General features: G+C 73.4%; 13 protein-coding genes. 10 read left to right on the forward strand and 3 right to left on the reverse strand.

The window, feature by feature from the left end; all coding sequences use genetic code 11:
- Positions 1–2 precede the first annotated feature (2 nt).
- The 7 genes from ABZ154_RS17510 to ABZ154_RS17540 all read left to right on the forward strand — a co-directional run bounded on the left by ABZ154_RS17510 (position 3) and on the right by ABZ154_RS17540 (position 7,392).
- A complete protein-coding gene (locus tag ABZ154_RS17510; RefSeq protein WP_356833468.1) occupies positions 3–1,367 on the forward strand; it encodes an O-antigen ligase family protein in 1,365 nt (454 codons plus the stop codon).
- The gene (locus ABZ154_RS17515; RefSeq protein WP_356833471.1) at positions 1,364–3,196 is read left to right on the forward strand and encodes a lipid II flippase MurJ; all 1,833 of its coding nucleotides are present in this window, start codon (positions 1,364–1,366) and stop codon (positions 3,194–3,196) included. Before ABZ154_RS17510 ends, ABZ154_RS17515 begins: the two co-directional genes overlap by 4 nt.
- Positions 3,186–3,998 carry a polysaccharide deacetylase family protein gene (locus ABZ154_RS17520; RefSeq protein ID WP_356833473.1) on the forward strand — a complete coding sequence of 271 codons (813 nt, stop codon included), beginning with the start codon at positions 3,186–3,188 and terminating at the stop codon, positions 3,996–3,998. The genes ABZ154_RS17515 and ABZ154_RS17520 overlap by 11 nt, the downstream gene beginning before the upstream one ends.
- Positions 3,995–5,131, forward strand: a complete 1,137-nt coding sequence (locus tag ABZ154_RS17525; RefSeq protein WP_356833475.1) for a glycosyltransferase — start codon at positions 3,995–3,997, stop codon at positions 5,129–5,131. Before ABZ154_RS17520 ends, ABZ154_RS17525 begins: the two co-directional genes overlap by 4 nt.
- Positions 5,128–5,826 (forward strand): lipopolysaccharide biosynthesis protein, encoded by a 699-nt coding sequence (locus ABZ154_RS17530; protein WP_356833476.1) that lies wholly within the window; start codon positions 5,128–5,130, stop codon positions 5,824–5,826. The genes ABZ154_RS17525 and ABZ154_RS17530 overlap by 4 nt, the downstream gene beginning before the upstream one ends.
- Positions 5,823–6,971, forward strand: coding sequence for a GNAT family N-acetyltransferase (locus tag ABZ154_RS17535; protein ID WP_356833478.1), 1,149 nt, complete (start codon positions 5,823–5,825; stop codon positions 6,969–6,971). Before ABZ154_RS17530 ends, ABZ154_RS17535 begins: the two co-directional genes overlap by 4 nt.
- A 139-nt stretch (positions 6,972–7,110) precedes the next feature.
- Entirely contained in the window at positions 7,111–7,392 is a 282-nt protein-coding gene (locus ABZ154_RS17540) for a chaplin (RefSeq protein ID WP_356833480.1), read from the forward strand.
- Between the two features lie 69 nt (positions 7,393–7,461).
- On the opposite strand, the gene ABZ154_RS17545 is transcribed toward ABZ154_RS17540, so the two are convergent.
- Together ABZ154_RS17545 and ABZ154_RS17550 are read right to left on the reverse strand one after the other, a co-directional pair.
- Complete coding sequence (locus ABZ154_RS17545; RefSeq protein ID WP_356833483.1) at positions 7,462–8,325, reverse strand: tyrosinase family protein; 864 nt, start codon at positions 8,323–8,325, stop codon at positions 7,462–7,464.
- A 55-nt stretch (positions 8,326–8,380) separates the two neighbouring features.
- Positions 8,381–8,848 (reverse strand): tyrosinase family oxidase copper chaperone, encoded by a 468-nt coding sequence (locus ABZ154_RS17550; RefSeq protein ID WP_356833485.1) that lies wholly within the window; start codon positions 8,846–8,848, stop codon positions 8,381–8,383.
- Between the two features lie 215 nt (positions 8,849–9,063).
- On the opposite strand from ABZ154_RS17550, the gene ABZ154_RS17555 reads away from it, so the two are divergent.
- The 3 genes from ABZ154_RS17555 (at position 9,064) to ABZ154_RS17565 (ending at position 14,485) form a co-directional block, all read left to right on the forward strand.
- Positions 9,064–10,344, forward strand: a complete 1,281-nt coding sequence (locus ABZ154_RS17555; protein WP_356833488.1) for a cytochrome P450 — start codon at positions 9,064–9,066, stop codon at positions 10,342–10,344.
- Positions 10,345–10,467: 123 nt separating this feature from the next.
- Entirely contained in the window at positions 10,468–11,709 is a 1,242-nt protein-coding gene (locus ABZ154_RS17560) for a glycosyl hydrolase (RefSeq protein WP_356833490.1), read from the forward strand.
- 241 nt (positions 11,710–11,950) lie between these two features.
- Entirely contained in the window at positions 11,951–14,485 is a 2,535-nt protein-coding gene (locus tag ABZ154_RS17565; protein ID WP_356833492.1) for a SpoIIE family protein phosphatase, read from the forward strand.
- Here ABZ154_RS17565 and ABZ154_RS17570 read toward each other — a convergent pair.
- A partial coding sequence (locus ABZ154_RS17570) for an ATP-binding cassette domain-containing protein (protein ID WP_356833494.1) occupies positions 14,397–15,398 on the reverse strand: 1,002 nt, incomplete at its 5' end. The genes ABZ154_RS17565 and ABZ154_RS17570 overlap by 89 nt on opposite strands.

Here is a 15,398-nt window from a genome sequence, read left to right on the forward strand (position 1 = left end):
TCGTGGCCGCCACCCTGACCGCACCGGCGCCCGGGACCCCGGCCCGTACCGTTCCGCGTCCGGACCGGGGCGGGTGGCGGAGCCGGTGGCCGCTGTTCCCCCTGATCGCGACCGTCCTGCTGCCCGCCCTGCCGTACGGGTTCACGGGCGGCGACGGACCCGCGGTGGGTCCGGCCGATGTCGCCTCCGGCATCGCGGTGCTGGTCTGCGTGGGGCGGCTGCTGTACCTGCGCCGACGCCCGCTCAGCGGGGCCGCGGCCCTCGTGCTGGGGCTGCCCGCCGTGGGCTTCGCGGTGGCGACGGTGACGGCGGCCGACCCCGGCGCCGCGCTGCCGGGTCTGGTCCGTTACCTCCAGGTCTTCGTGCTGGTCCCGGCCGCCGTCTGCCTCCTGCTCAAGGACGCCCACGGCTTCCGGATCGTCGCCGGTGCGCTGGTGGTCCTGGCCCTCGTCCAGGGCGTCGTGGGCGTCGACCAGTACGTCACCGGCACCGGCGCCTCGTACATGGGTGAGGATGTCCGGGCGGTCGGCACGTTCGGGCCCAGCGACATCATGGGGATGGCCACGGTCGTCGCCTACGGGCTGCTCGCCGCCGCCGCGTGCGCGCTGCGCACCCCTCGTGACGCTCCCGCCTGGCTGCGGCCGTGCGCGGCGGTCGTCGCCGTCGGGCTGATCGTGCCGCTCACGCTCTCCTTCAGCCGGGGTGTGTGGATCGCCACGGCGGCCGCCCTCCTGGTGGTCCTGTCCCTGACGGGACGTCGGCAGGCGCTGACCTCGCTGGCGGTGCTGGGCGCCACCGGAGTGGTCCTGGTCGGCGGGTTCGGCATCGGCTCGGAGATGATCGCGGAGCGGGCCACCAGCGTCGCCCAGGTGACCCGGGCCCCCGACCGGTCGGTCAACGACCGGTACGCCATGTGGAGCGCGGCGGGCTCCATGTGGCGCGAGCGGCCCGCGGCCGGTGTCGGCCTCAAGGGCTTCCCCGCCCACCGCGACGCCCACGCCTCGGTCGGCCTCTCCTCCGGCAGCGACACGGCGGGGGCGGGCCAGGCGTTCCGCAAGCAGGCCCTGCTCTCCCCCCACAACATGTATCTGCTCATCCTCAGCGAGCAGGGCCTCATCGGTCTGACGGCGGTCGCCGGCAGCTGGGCGGCGATCCTGACCGGCGCCGTACGCCGACTGGTCCGGGCCCGCTCGCGCGGCCACGCGGCCGTGGACTGCGGTCTGGTGGCGGTCGCCCTGATGACCTGGCAGAGCGTCAACTTCCTGTACTCCGACATCGGCGGGCCCACGACCGTGCTGGGCGGCGTCGTGCTGGGGCTCGCCGCCTGGTGGGCGCTGGCCGAGCCGGAGAAGGCGGGCCCCGCGTGAGCGACACCGGTACGGGTACGGAGGCGGAGGCGCTCTCCCGCGAGGCCCCTTCCCTTGGGGACCGCCCCCGCGACGCCCTCCCCCAGGAGGCTCTCCCCCGCGAGGAGGCCGCCCCTCCCCTGCTCCCGGGGCCCGGGCAGCCTCCCGGTCCCGGCCCCGGCGGGACCACGGGCGTCGGCCCCGCGCCGGAACCCGCCGGCAGCGGCGAGGCTCCCGGGCTCGGGTCCTTCCTCGCCCGTGCGGCGGCGGGCACGGCGGTGCTGACCGTGCTCGGGGCCGTACTCGGCCTGGTGCGGGACCAGGCGATCGCCCGGTACTTCGGCGCGAGCGACGTCAGCGACGCCTTCCTGATCGCCTGGACCGTGCCCGAGATGGCGGCCACGCTGCTGATCGAGGACGGGATGGCGTTGCTCCTCGTCCCGGCCTTCAGCCTCGCCCTCACCCGGCGCGCGGACGCCGAGGCCGCGAAGGGCGGCGAGGACGGCGGAGAACGTGACTCCGGCAAGGAGCCGGGCGCCGACCCCGTACGGGAGCTGGTGGCGGCCACCCTCCCCCGGCTCTGCGTGCTGCTCATGGCCGGTGCGGTGCTGCTCATGGCGGGCGCCCCCTGGGTCGTCGGCGTCCTCGCACCCGGGCTGGCCGATCCGGGCCTCTCGGTGGACTGCACCCGGCTCACCGCCGTCACCGTGCTCACCTTCGGCATCACCGGCTACTTCAGCGCCGCCCTGCGCGCCCACCGCAGCTTCCTGCCGCCCGCCGGGGTCTACGTCGCGTACAACATCGGCATCATCGGCATGACGCTGGCGCTGCACTCGGTGTGGGGGGTGCGGGCGGCCGCTGCGGGCGTCGCCGTCGGCAGCCTGCTCATGATCCTCACCCAGCTCCCCGTCCTGCTGAAGCTGCTGCCTCCGGCTCGCCTCCGCCTCCCCCGCTTCGGACGGCTGAAGCCGCGGGCCGTCCGCACCGCCCCGCTGCTCGGCCTGACGGTCCTCGCCCCGGTGGTGCTGTTCGTGGTGAGCCGTCAGTCGCAGGTGCTGGTGGAGCGGTTCCTCGCCTCCACGCTCCCGGCGGGCGCCATCTCGCACCTGAACTACGCGCAGAAGGTCGCGCAGATGCCGATGGTGCTCTCGCTGATGATCTGCACGGTGACCTTCCCCGTCGTCGCGCGGGCGATGGCCGACGGGAACCGGGAGAAGGCCCGGCAGCGGGTCGAGCGGGATCTCGCGCTGGCGGGCATGGTCGTGCTGCTCGGCACGGCGGTCGTCCTCGGATATGCGCCCCAGATCATCGAGGTCCTCTTCCAGCGAGGCGCGTTCGACACCGCCGACACCGAGGCCACCGCGCAGGTGATGCGGGTCTACGCGGCCGGGCTGCTCGGCCACTGTCTCGTCGGCGCGCTGAGCCGGCCGTTCTTCTCGTCCGGCCGGCCCACCTGGTTCCCGGCGTTCGCGATGGGCACCGGGCTCCTCGTCACGATGGGCGCCGGGTATGCGCTCACGTACCGCTTCGGCGTCGCCGGCATCGCCACCGCCAACGCCATCGGGATCAGCACGGCCGCACTGCTCCTGCTGATGGGGCTGGGCACCCGGGTGGTCCCGATCCGGGCCCGGGCGGTCGCCCTGTCGCTCGGCCGCCTCGCGGGCGCGGCGCTGGTGGCCGGGGCGGCGGGATGGGCGGCGGCGCAGCTGCTCCCCGACGCGGTGCTGAGCCTGGCCGCCGGGTGTGTCCTCGTCCCCGCCGTGTTCTTCCTGACCGGGCTGGCCCTGCGCTCGCCCGAGGTCGTCTCCCTGCTGGCACTCATCCGACGGAGGTTTACAGATGGCCGCTGACCCCTCGGCACCTCGCGCCGACGCTCCCTCGTCCCGGCTCCGCCCGCACACCCGCCGTCAGCCGTGGATCCTCACCTACCACTCGGTGACGGACACCGGCGACGACCCCTACGGCATCACCGTCTCCCCCCGGCGGCTCGGCGAGCAGCTGGCGTGGCTGCGCAGCAGGGGGCTGCGGGGGGTGGGGGTCGCGGAGCTGATGCGGGCCCACGCGGCGGGGAGGCGGGGCCTGGTCGGGCTGACCTTCGACGACGGGTACGCCGACTTCCTCCGGGAGGCGCTGCCGGTGCTGCGCGTGCACGGCTGCACCGCGACCGTCTTCGTCCTGCCGGGGCGTCCGGGCGGGGTGAACGCGTGGGACCCGCTGGGCCCGCGCAAACCGCTGCTCACCCATGACGAGATCCGGCGCGTCGCCGAAGCGGGGATGGAGGTCGGCTCGCACGGTCTGCTGCACCGGGACCTCACCACGCTGGGGGACGAGGAGCTGCGCCACGAGACGGCCCGCAGCCGGGAGTTGACCGGCGAGCTCACCGGCACACTCCCGGAGGGCTTCTGCTATCCGTACGGGACACTGGACCGGCGGGTGGTGGAAGCCGTCCGTTCCGCCGGGTACGGCTACGGCTGCGCGCTGGCTCCGGGGCCGCTGCTCAGCCGGTTCGCGCTCCCCCGCACCCACATCAGCCAGGCGGACCGGGGCGTACGGCTCTGGGCGAAGGACCTGCGTCACGGGCTGGTCCACGGGGCGGTCCCCGGCGCGGGTTCCCGTGCCGCGTCGCCGGTGCGGGCCGGTGGCCCCCGGTGAGGGCGCTGCACGTCATCACCGGGCTCGGGGTCGGCGGGGCCGAGCAGCAGCTGCGGCTGCTGCTGCGCCATCTGCCGGTGGAGTGCGACGTGGTCACGCTCACCAACCCGGGCCCGGTGGCGGACGGGCTGCGGGCCGACGGCATCCGGGTGGTCCACCTGGGGATGCGCGGCAACCGGGACCTGTCGGCCGTCGGGCGGCTGACCCGGCTGATCCGCGACGGCCGCTACGACGTGGTCCACACGCACCTCTACCGGGCCTGCGTGTACGGGAGGATCGCCGCCCGCCTCGCGGGCGTCCGGGCGGCCGTCGCGACCGAACACTCCCTGGGGCGCGCCGAGATCGAGGGCCGCCCGCTGACCCGGGGCATCCGTGCCCTCTACCTCTCCACCGAGCGGCTCGGCGCGGCCACCGTCGCCGTCTCGTCCACCGTCGCCGGGCGGCTGCGGGACTGGGGGGTGCCGGCCGAGCGGATCCGGCTGGTGCCCAACGGCATCGACGCGGACCGCTACCGCTTCGACCCGGACCGGCGGCTCGCCGTCCGTGCGGCGCTGGGGATCCCCGACGACGCGTTCGTGGTCGGCGGGGTGGGGCGGCTGGTGCCCGGCAAGCGCTTCGACGTGGCGGTACGGGCGGTCGCCGCGCTGCCGGGGGCCCGGCTGCTGCTGGCCGGTGACGGGCCGGAGGCCGGAGCGCTCAGGAACCTGGCGGCCCGGCTCGGGGCGGCGGACCGGATCCGCCTCCTCGGGGAGTGCGGCACCGGCGGAAGCGGGCCGGTGCCCGGGATCCCGGCCCTCCTCAGCGCCGTGGACACGTTCGTATCGACGTCCCGCGAGGAGTCCTTCGGGCTGGCCGCCGTGGAGGCACTCGCCGCCGGGCTGCCCGTCCTGCACGACGCCTGCCCGGCCATCGACGACCTGTCCGCCGCGCATGCACCGGGCGCCACCCGGATCGCGGGGAGCCCCGACGAGCTGACCGCCGTGCTGCGGCAGCGGATACAGGTCCGCCCCGACCGCCGGCCCCCGCCGCGGGCCGTCGGCCACTACGACATCCGGCGCAGCAGCGAGCGCCTGATGGACGTGTACGCGTACGCCCTCGACACCGCCCCACCGAACCGGAGAGCCCTTTCATGACCGAGTCTCCCGAGCAGCCGCGACACGTCGTCCTGCGGCGTCGGCTGCGTACCGCCCCCGCCCAGCTGCGCACCGCCCTGACCCCGCTGCCCCGGTGGTGGCCCCTGCCCGTCTGTGTGCTGCTCGGCACCGTGTCCGGACTCTCGTACGGGCTGCTGGCCGCCCCGCAGTACGAGGCCACCAGCTACGCCATGGCGGTCGCCGAGGAGGACAGCGGCCCCTCGGCCGCGCTCGGCTACGCGCAGTCCTACGGGCGCCTCGTCACCAGCGACGCGACCCTCTCCTACGCCCAGGGCGCGGCCGGTGAGCCGGTGCGCGCACTGCGCTCCCAGGTGCGCTCGGAGACGTCCCCCGACTCGCCGATGATCGCGGTGACGGGCACGTCCGACGACGCGGACAGGGCCGCCGACATCGCCAACGCGGTCATCGAGGCCGTCATCGTGAGCAGCGGCCATGTCTCCAAGGACACCGGGGTGAAACTGATCAAGTTCACCCATGCGATGAAGCCTGACCAGCCGGTCTCGCCGTCGGTGCCGCTGGGCACCGCCGTGGGGGCGGCCGCAGGCGGTCTGCTGGGCGGTCTGGTCCTGCTCGTACGTCCCCGCCGCGCGGGCTGGAGCGTCTCGGCCCAGGTGCCGGGGCCGGCCTCTGCCGAGGAACACGCCACCACCGACGAACGGGAGCTCGTGCGATGACGGCCCAACGGGCGGGCAGCCTCACCGTGACGCTCTGCCGGGATTTCAGCGAGTTCGGCGCGCTCGCCGGCGAGTGGGACGCGCTGCACCGCCGCTGTGCCACCGCCACTCCGTTCCAGAGCCACGCGTGGCTCCATTCCTGGTGGATCTCCTACGGTCAGGAGGGGAGGCTGCGGGTCCTGCTGGTCCGCCGCTCGGGACGGCTGATCGGAGCGGCGCCGTTGATGCTGGTGCACCGTCCGATGCCTCTGCTGGTGCCGATGGGCGGGGCGATCTCCGACTTCTTCGACATCCTGCTGGACGAGGAGGAGGCCGGGTACGCGGTAGGGGCGCTCCAGCGCGGTCTGGACCGCGCCGCCCGGCACACCGTGGTCGACCTGCGGGAGGTCCGGCCGGACGCGTCGGCGCAGTTGCTGTTCGGCCGGTGGCCTGGCGCGCGGAGCCGGCTCACGGACTCGACGTGCATGGAACTGCCCGCGGAGCCGCTCGACGGCCTGGTGGCGCGGCTCACCGGCTCGCGGGGCCAGCGGCTGCGGGCCAAGCTGCGCCGGATCGAGGCCCTGGGTGTGGAGGCCCGCAAGATCCCGCAGGACGGGGTGCCGGCGGCCATCGGCACCCTGCTGCGGCTCCACGAACTGCAGTGGCGGGACCGTGGAGTCAACCCGGAGCACCTGCGGGCCCGGTTCTCGGACCACCTGGTCCGCTCGGTGGGCCGGATGGTCGGGGACGGCACGGCCGCCGTCACCGAGTTCCGGATGGGCGGCGAGGTCGTTGCGGCCAACCTCACCCTGCAGTCCGGGCATCTGGCGGGCGGCTACATGTTCGGGGCAGACCCGGGACTGCGGGAGCGGAAGGTCGATGTGTCGACCATGCTGCTGCGCGAGGTCTCCCAGCAGGCCTCGGACACCGGCCGTGAGGTGCTGAGCCTGCTGCGCGGCGCGGAGCAGTACAAAAGCCACTGGCAGCCGGCCACGGTGGTCAATCAGCGGCTCCTGCTGGCCCGCCCGGGTCTCGAGCCGCTGCTGCGGCTGCGGGAGTCGCAGGTGGCGGTACGGGAGCGGGCCGTGGAGACCGTGAAGGCCCGGTTCCCCGCCGCGCGGGACTGGCACGGGCGGCTTACCACGCTTTCCGTCATCGGGCGGTGAGGCGGGCCGCGACAGGCCGTGGGACGACACCGGAAACATCGTCTCCGCGTCGATCCGTTACCGTCCGGCTCCTCTCGCGTTGTCAGGGCATGCGGGCCTCGTGCTCCGCAGCAACCCCCCTTCCTTACAAGGAGTTCTGATGTCGCGTATTACGAAGGTTGCCGCTGTCATGGCGGGCACCGGTGCCCTCATCGCCGGCGGCGCCAGCATGGCCTCCGCGGACGCCGGTGCGCAGGGTGCGGCCATCGGGTCCCCCGGTGTCGCCTCGGGCAACGTCCTCCAGGTCCCGATCCACGTGCCGGTCAACGTCTGCGGCAACACCATCAACGTGATCGGCCTGCTCAACCCGGCCTTCGGCAACACCTGCGTCAACGTCTCCGAGGGCCACGACGACAAGGGCGACTACGGCTACGGCCGCTGATCACCCCGCTCCACCGAAGCGGCCGGCTCCCTCCTTCCCGGAGGGGGCCGGCCGTTTCGCTGTTCGCGCTCAGGCGTAGCGGTAGACCTTGCTGTGGTCGAGGAGCTTCCTGGGGGTGACGTTCCACGGGGGCATCGGGTCGTCGAGCCCGAAGACGTGGTCGCGGTCCCGGCCGGGTGAGGCGGGTTTGCGGCCCGGCAGGTAGGCGGCCTCGGGGTGCGCCTTCCGCCAGCGGTCCCAGAGCAGGTCGATGAACGAGTGGTGCAGCCAGAAGACCGGGTCCTCGGGGGAGGCGGCCCCGGCCATCGGGCCGCCGACCCACTGGTGGACCCGGTTGTGGTTGCCGACCGTACGCACCCGGTGGATGCCCCAGCCCTCGATGCGGTTGCGGAACCCCTCGGTGCTGATGCTGTTCCACGGCTCGGTGTCGTAGACCGGATCCTTCAGCGCCAGCGCCACGTCGTCGGCGGTGGGGAGGGAGACCGGGTTGTTGCCGGGCCTGCCGAAGTTGCGGGTGAGCCAGTTCTGGTCGGTGACCCCGGCGCCGACGCGCCAGTTGCCCGCCTCGAAGGCGAACGGGCCGGTGGTGACGCGCCGGTCGCCGACCCTGCCGTTGCCGCCGAGGAAGTCCTCGGCCCACAGCGACGACGTGGGCGAGCGGTCCTGGGTCCAGTCCCAGTAGGGGACGCTCACCCCCGGGTCGACGGCCTGGAGGGCCTGCTCGAACTCCAGGAGGTAGCGACGGTGCCAGGGGAAGAACGAGGACGTCATATGGGCGGGGCGCGGCCGGTTCTCCGTGTCCATGACGTAGAACTCGCGGTGCATGACGACGAAGTCGTCGTAGCGGCCCGAGCGCTTGAGCTTCAGGATCGCGTCGACGAGGCGCCGCTTCTCGGTGCGCGTGAGGTCGCGCTGGTTCTTGCGGGTGTACACCGGTTCTGGACCTCCTGGTTCGCATGCGGTGCGACGGTCACCTGCGGTGCCGCGGTCACTTGTGGTGCGAGGCGGGGAGTGCGAGCCGCGCGGTGCCGAGCTCGTCCACGGCGGCACGGGCCGTCTCGCGAAGTGTGGGGAACGACTCGTAGTGCGTGACATCGCTCAGATACGTGCCGTCCGCACGCCGCATGACGTGCAGCGGGCGCCCGTCGATACGGATCTCGGTGACCGGCTCTCCCTGGCCGGCCCCACCCGCCTGGCCCGCCGGGACCAGGACGGTCACCGATCCGCGGATCTCCCGGCCCCGGTACATCTCGGCGAACTTCTCCGCCCCGGCGGCGAGGTGTTCCGGCCCCTTCGCCGGTGCGGGCGCGGTGCCCGGTTCGTCGTCGTACAGCGGCAGGAGGACCGCGGCGGTGCCTGTGGCCACGGCCGCGGTGAAGGCGGTGCGCAGGACGATCCGGCGCGACGGACCGCGTGCTCCACGCGGTGCGCCGCCCGGATCCGTGGTTCTGCTCATGGATGACTGCCTCTCGTTCGGCCCGTTCGAGGTGCTGTTGCTGGCGATGGTGGCAACGAGGCGGTGGCGAAACGGTTCTTGGGGGCGCGGCGTGCCTCGCGTTCCGTCAAACGCGTGACCTTGCGCGGCCATCCGCGCCGGAGGCACGCGTCGCGCGGGCCGGGGCGCGCACCGCGCCGGACGATGACCTCGCGAACTCGTGGAGGTGGATGGACATGACCGTTCCGAATCAGGTGTCCGGTGATCGTGCGGCACGTATCGGTCCCGGAGACCCGGCCTTCTGGCAGCTGCCCCGCCCGGAGCGGCTCGGCGCCTTCGCCCGGCTGCGGCAGCTCGACGCACCCGTACTGTGCACGCCCCGGCCGGGCACCGCCCGTACCTCCGGCAAGCCGTTCTACGCCCTGGTCCGGCACGCGGACGTGCTCACCGCGAGCCGTACCGCGAAGGTCTTCGCGAGCGCGCCGGGGGTCACCACCCCGGAGCCTGCCGGGTGGGCGAAGGCGCTGTTCGGGAACTCGATGGTCAACATGGACGGGCCCGAGCACGCGGCGCTGCGCCGGATCATCTCCCGGCGCTTCACCCCCCGGCTGCTCGCCGCCACCGAGGAGAACACCGGCCGGCTGGCCGCACGCCTGGTGGACGAGATGATCGCCGACCGCCCGGGTGACTTCATGCCGTCGGCGGCCTCAAGACTGCCGCTGGAGGTCATCTGCGACCTGATGGGCGTCCCGGCGGCGGACCGGCCCCGGATCGCCGAGCAGATCGACCACGCCTCCGAGCACGTCGGTGTCGAGCGCCGGGGCCGGGCCAGGCTGCGGATCCCCGGCCGCGGCCTCGCGTCCCTGGCGATGATGCAGCTCGTCATGGCACGCCTGGCGCACGAGCGCCGCCGCCACCCGCAGGACGACCTCGTCTCGGCCCTGGTGCGCGCGGACATCGACGGCGGGGCGCTCTCTTCGCGGGATCTCGGCGCCTTCTTCTCGCTGCTGCTGGTGGCCGGGGTGGAGACCACGCGTAACGCGATCGCACACGGGCTGTCCCTGCTGGACCGGCATCGGGAGCAGCGGGAGCTGCTCCGATCGGATTTCGACCGGTACATCGGTGGTGCCGTCGAGGAGATCGTCCGCCATTCGACGCCCATCATCCAGTTCCGCAGGACGGTCGTGTCGGAATACGAGCTGGGCGGCCGGACCTTTCTGCCCGGGGAGAAAGTCGCACTGTTCTACGCGTCCGCCAATCGCGACGAATCAGTTTTCACCCGTCCGGATCTCTTCGACATCACCCGGTCGCCGAATCCGCACCTCGGTTACGGGGGAGGCGGCCCGCACCACTGCCTCGGCGCCCATCTGGCCCGCCTCGAAATGACGGCCCTCTTCCGGGAGCTGCTCACCCGACGGCCCGTCATCCGGCAGACGGGCGATCCGATGCTGGTCGATTCGAATTTCGACAACCGCGTCGGTTCCCTGCCCTTCGCCCTCGACTCCACCGTCACCTGAACGGCCCGTTCACAAAGCCGAATAGGATAAATGGACCGCTCTGTTCGCGTGCGGTGCCGGATGATGGAACTCTCTTCCCATCGGGCCGAACCGGCCGGAATTTCCTTGCAGCCAGGAGGAGTCATGCCGGCCAAGCGCCGACTCATCACCACAAGTATCGCCGCGGCTGTTCTCAGTCTCCTGGCAGGCGGCGGTATCGCGGGACAGCTGCCGCCGGGCACCGATTCCGTGGACAGCGCCGCCCCGGGGCCGCAGGGCAGCAGGGGCGGCTCCACCACCGCGCACGGCGCCTACCTGGACTACGGTCCTGCCGGGGTACGCAGGATGGCGGACCTGTCCCGGTGGCTCGGCGGCGCGGAGCTGCGGGTGGGACACACCTACCTGCCGGGCGACCTGTGGGTGAACATCGAGGGCACCCCTTCCTTCCTCGACTCCTGGGCCACCTGGCGCAAGGCGGACCAGGACCGGATGTTCGTCCTTAACGTGCCCATGCTGGAGCGTAACGAGGAGCGCGTCCCGGACGCCCAGGTCCGCCGTCTGCTGCGGTCCGGGGCGGCGGGCGACTACGACCGGCACTTCACCAGGCTGGCGGAGCGCCTGGTCTCCCTGGGCGTACCGGACACGGTGATCGTGCTGGGCTGGGAGATGAACGGCACCACCTACACCCACCGCTGCGGTCCCGATCCGGCGTCCTGGAAGGCGTACTGGCAGCGGATCGTGACGGCGATGCGTGCGGTGCCGGGCCAGGAGTTCCGATTCGACTTCACGCCCAGCCGGGGACGGGACGCGGTGCCCTGGACCGAGTGCTACCCGGGTGACGACGTCGTCGACATCATCGGGATGGACTCCTACGACCAGCCGCCGGGCGAGTCATTCGACGACCAGATCAACGATCCGTACGGGCTCCAGAAGCACGTCGACTTCGCGGCGGAGCGCGGCAAGCCGATCTCGTTCCCTGAGTGGGGGCTCTTCCGCAACGGCGACAATCCGGAGTACATGCGCCGGATGCTCGACTGGATCGACCGGCACCAGCCGCTGTACCAGACGATCACCGACTACTGCCCGCACGGGGTGTGGCAGTGCAAGAGCAATCCGCGCGCCTCGAAGGTGTACCGGACGAAGCTCGCCGAGATGGCCGCGCCGGTGAAACCGGCCCCGGGCGTGCCGCCCAGCACGGCCCCGACGCCCTCCCCGACTCCGACTCCGACCGTCCCGCCGGCCGTGCAGCCTTCGCCCACGCCGTCGGTGCGGCCAACGCCTGCGGCTCCTGAGCCTCCGGCCACCCGCCGGTGGTGCGCCACCGTGCCGTTCGGGGACTGGCTGGGGCAGTGGCTGAAGGAGCGCAAGGTCTGCTTCCGGTACTGACCGCGCACATGGAAACGGCTCCGGCTCTCCTCTGGGGAGCCGGAGCCGTCCACCCACACGGGTCCAGCGCGGGGGCACGTGGGCAAGCAACCGCTTGTCACTCCCCCAACGGGGACACGGCCCGCCGCGTCACGCCGCCGAACGGGCGAAAGCCCGTGCGGAGAGCTCGGCCGGGAAGCGGGCCGGTGCGTACTCGGGGGTGACGCGCGACCATGGAAACCTAGAGATGGTGGTGAGGTGCATGGCATCCGCCGACGAGGGCCCCCCGGCGGGGCCCGGCCCGCTGCCCTCCGCGGATCCGCGGGGCCCCGTGCGGCTGAGCGACGACGCGGTGGCGGTGATCGCCGGGGACGGCACGGTCATCGGCTGGACCCGCGGGGCGGAGTCCCTGCTCGGATACGCGGCCGCCGAGGTGGTGGGCCGGTCCGCCGGCCTGCTGCTGGCCGGGGCACCGGATCCCCGGCGTACGGCGGCGGTCGCCGCCCGTGGCCGCGGCGGGTCGGGGTGGAGCGGGCTGGTCACCCTGCGCGGCCGGGACGACCGGCGGATCGATGTCGACGTACGGGTCTCCGCCTCGTTCCTGATCGCCGGGCGCGAGGGCTTCCTGGTCTCCGGACGGGAGCGCACCCCCCAGTGGACGGTGGACGGGTCGGTACTGGAGGGGTTCCTGACCCGGTCGCCGGTCGGCATGGCGGTGATGGATCCGGAGCTGCGCTACATCTGGCTCAACGACACCCTGGAGCGGTTCGGCGGGGTTCCCCGGGAGCAGCGCCTGGGGCGCCGGCCCGCGGATGTGCTGCCGGGGCTGCTCGCGGCGCCCATCGAACGGCTCATGCGGCAGGTCCTGGCGACCGGTGTACCGGTCACCGACTACGAGTACCTGGGCTGGAGCTGGTCCGACCCGAACCGCCGGCGGGCCTATTCGAGCTCGTTCTTCCCGCTGGCGGACGCCCAGGAGAACCGGATCGGCATCGGCTACATGGTCCAGGACGTGACCGACCGGTGGAACGCGCGCCGGCTGCTGGCGCTCGTGAACGAGGCGGGGGCCAGTATCGGCTCCACCCTGGACGTGCAGCGCACGGCTCAGGAACTGGCCGATTTCGCGGTGCCCCGGTTCGCCGACTTCGTCTTCGTCGACCTGTTGGAGACACCGCTGGGCGGGGGCCGGCGGGGGGTGCCGCTGCTCGGCGCGGAGGTGCGGGGCGCCAGGCCGCCGATGCGCAGGATGGGGATGCGTTCGGTGCGCGAGGGGTGTCCGGAGGCGGTGGTGCGGGTCGGGGAGAGTGTCGACTTCGTACCGCCGCCGCACGACGTCCACTTCCTTCTCGACGGTGAGCCGGTGCTCCTGCCGATGCTCGACCCGGACAGTCACGCGTGGGCCGTGGAGCAGCCGGCGCGGGCCGCCCGGATCCGTGAGTTCGGGCTGCACTCGCTGATCTCCGTACCGATGCGGGCGCGGGACACCGTCCTCGGGCTCACCACGTTCATGCGGTCCCGGAACCCGGTCCCGTTCGACGAGGACGATGTGGCGCCCGCCCGGGAGCTGGTCGCCCGCGCCGCGGTCTGCGTGGACAACGCCCGCCGCTACACCCGGGAACACACCGCGGCGCTGGTGCTCCAGGAGAGCCTGCTGCCGCACATCCTGCGCGGCGGGACGGCGCTGGACGTGGCCTCCTCCTACCTCCCGGCCGACGCGAAGGACGGCGTCGGGGGCGACTGGTTCGACGTGATCCCGCTGTCCGGGGCCCGGGTCGGCCTGGTCATCGGCGACGTGGTGGGGCACGGGATCAGCGCCGCCGCGACCATGGGGCGGCTGCGGACCGCCGTGCAGACGCTGGCCGACATGGACCTCGCGCCGGACGAACTGCTGGCCCGCCTGGACGACCTCGTCATGCGGCTCAGCGAGGAGGAGCCGGCGGGCGGGAAGGCCGACCGCGGCGGCACGACGGTGCTGGGCGCCACCTGCCTCTACGCCGTCTACGATCCGGCGACCCGCTGCTGCACGATGGCCCGGGCCGGGCATCCGCCGCCGGTGATCGTCACCCCGCAGGGCGCGGTCAGCTTTCCCGACCTTCCCCTCGGCCCGCCGCTGGGCCTGGGCGGGCTCCCCTTCGAGTCCCTCGACGTCGAGCTGCCCGAGGGGAGCCTGCTCGGCCTCTACACCGACGGCCTCATCGAGGGCCCCGAGAAGGACGTCGAGCAGGGCAAGATCCGGCTGGGCCGGGCGATCTCGCGGGACGGGCTGCCGCTGGACGAGCTGTGCGCGGCGGTGGTCAAGGAGCTCCTGCCCGTTCCGCAGCCGGACGACATCGCCCTCCTGCTCGCCCGCACCCACGCGCTGAGCCCCGACCGGCTGGTCTCGTGGGAGGTGCCGCTCGACCCGGCGGCCGTCGGGGCGACCCGGAACAAGGTGGCCCGCCAGCTGGAGGCGTGGGGGCTGGACGAGCTGACGATGACGACCGAGCTGATCGTCAGCGAGCTGGTGACCAACGCGATCCGGTACGCCTCCGGCCCCGTACGTCTGCGGCTGCTGCTCCAGTCCGTGCTGACCTGCGAGGTCTCCGACGCCAGCAGCACCACCCCGCGCCTGCGGCACGCCCGTACGACGGACGAGGGAGGACGCGGCCTGTTCCTCGTCGCCCAGCTCTCCCGGCGCTGGGGCACCCGGTACACGCACCGGGGCAAGATCATCTGGGCGGAGCAGGGTCTGCCGTCATCTCCGCCTCCGCCCGTTCCTCCGGTCGGGTCCCCTCCTGCGCCTCCCCCTTCCGGCTGAGCAGCCGGGCCAGCGCGCCGCCCGCCCCCATCAGCTCGTCCCAGGTGCCCTCCTCGACGATGCGTCCGCCGTCCAGGACCGCGATGCGGTCGGCCCTGCGGACGGTGGCGGGGCGGTGGGCGATGATCAGCGTCGTACGGGTACGCGCCCGGGAGTCCGCCGTGAGCGCCCGCGCCAGTTCCGCGTCGCCCTGGTGGTCCAGGTGGGCCGTCGTCTCGTCCAGGACGAGGACCTGGGGACGGCCGAGCAGGCCCCGGGCCAGGGCGACCCGGGCGCGCTGGCCGCCGGAGAGGGTCGCGCCGCGTTCGCCGACCGGGGTGTCCAGGCCCTGGGGCAGCGCATCGGTGACGGGGGTGAGACCGCAGGTGCGGACGACGGCGGTCAGATCCTGGTCGGTGGCGTCAGGCGCGCCGAGGCGGAGGTTCTCGGCCAGGGTCCCGTGGAAGAGCGGGGCCTCCTGACCGACCACGCACACGGCGGCCCGCAGGTCGTCCTCGGCGAGATCCCGCAGGTCGACGGGGTGGGCGGGGGACTGGGGAACCAGCTCCACCGTGCCCTCCTGCGGGTCCCAGTAGCGGGCCAGAAGGTGGGTGACGCTGGTCTTGCCGGCCCCCGACGCACCGACGAGGGCCAGCGTCTCGCCCGGCCGTACGGTCAGGTCGAGGCCGTCCAGGACGGGCGCGGCGTCGTAGCCGAACCGTACGCCACGCAGCCGCAGGCCCAGGGGACCCGCCGGAGCGGGGACCGGGGAGGCGGGGGCCGGGGCACCGGCGGGGGCGTTCAGGGCCGCGCGGACCCGGGCGGCGGCGGCGCGCAGGCTGCCCGCCCGGCCCAGCGCGGCCGCCGATTCGGCCACCGGGGCGAGGGCGCCCAGGGCGAGGGCCATGGCCGCCGGGGTCCAGGCGCCGTCGAG

The sequence above is a fragment of the Streptomyces sp. NPDC006261 genome (genome assembly GCF_040613515.1).
Classification (GTDB): Bacteria; Actinomycetota; Actinomycetes; order Streptomycetales; family Streptomycetaceae; genus Streptomyces.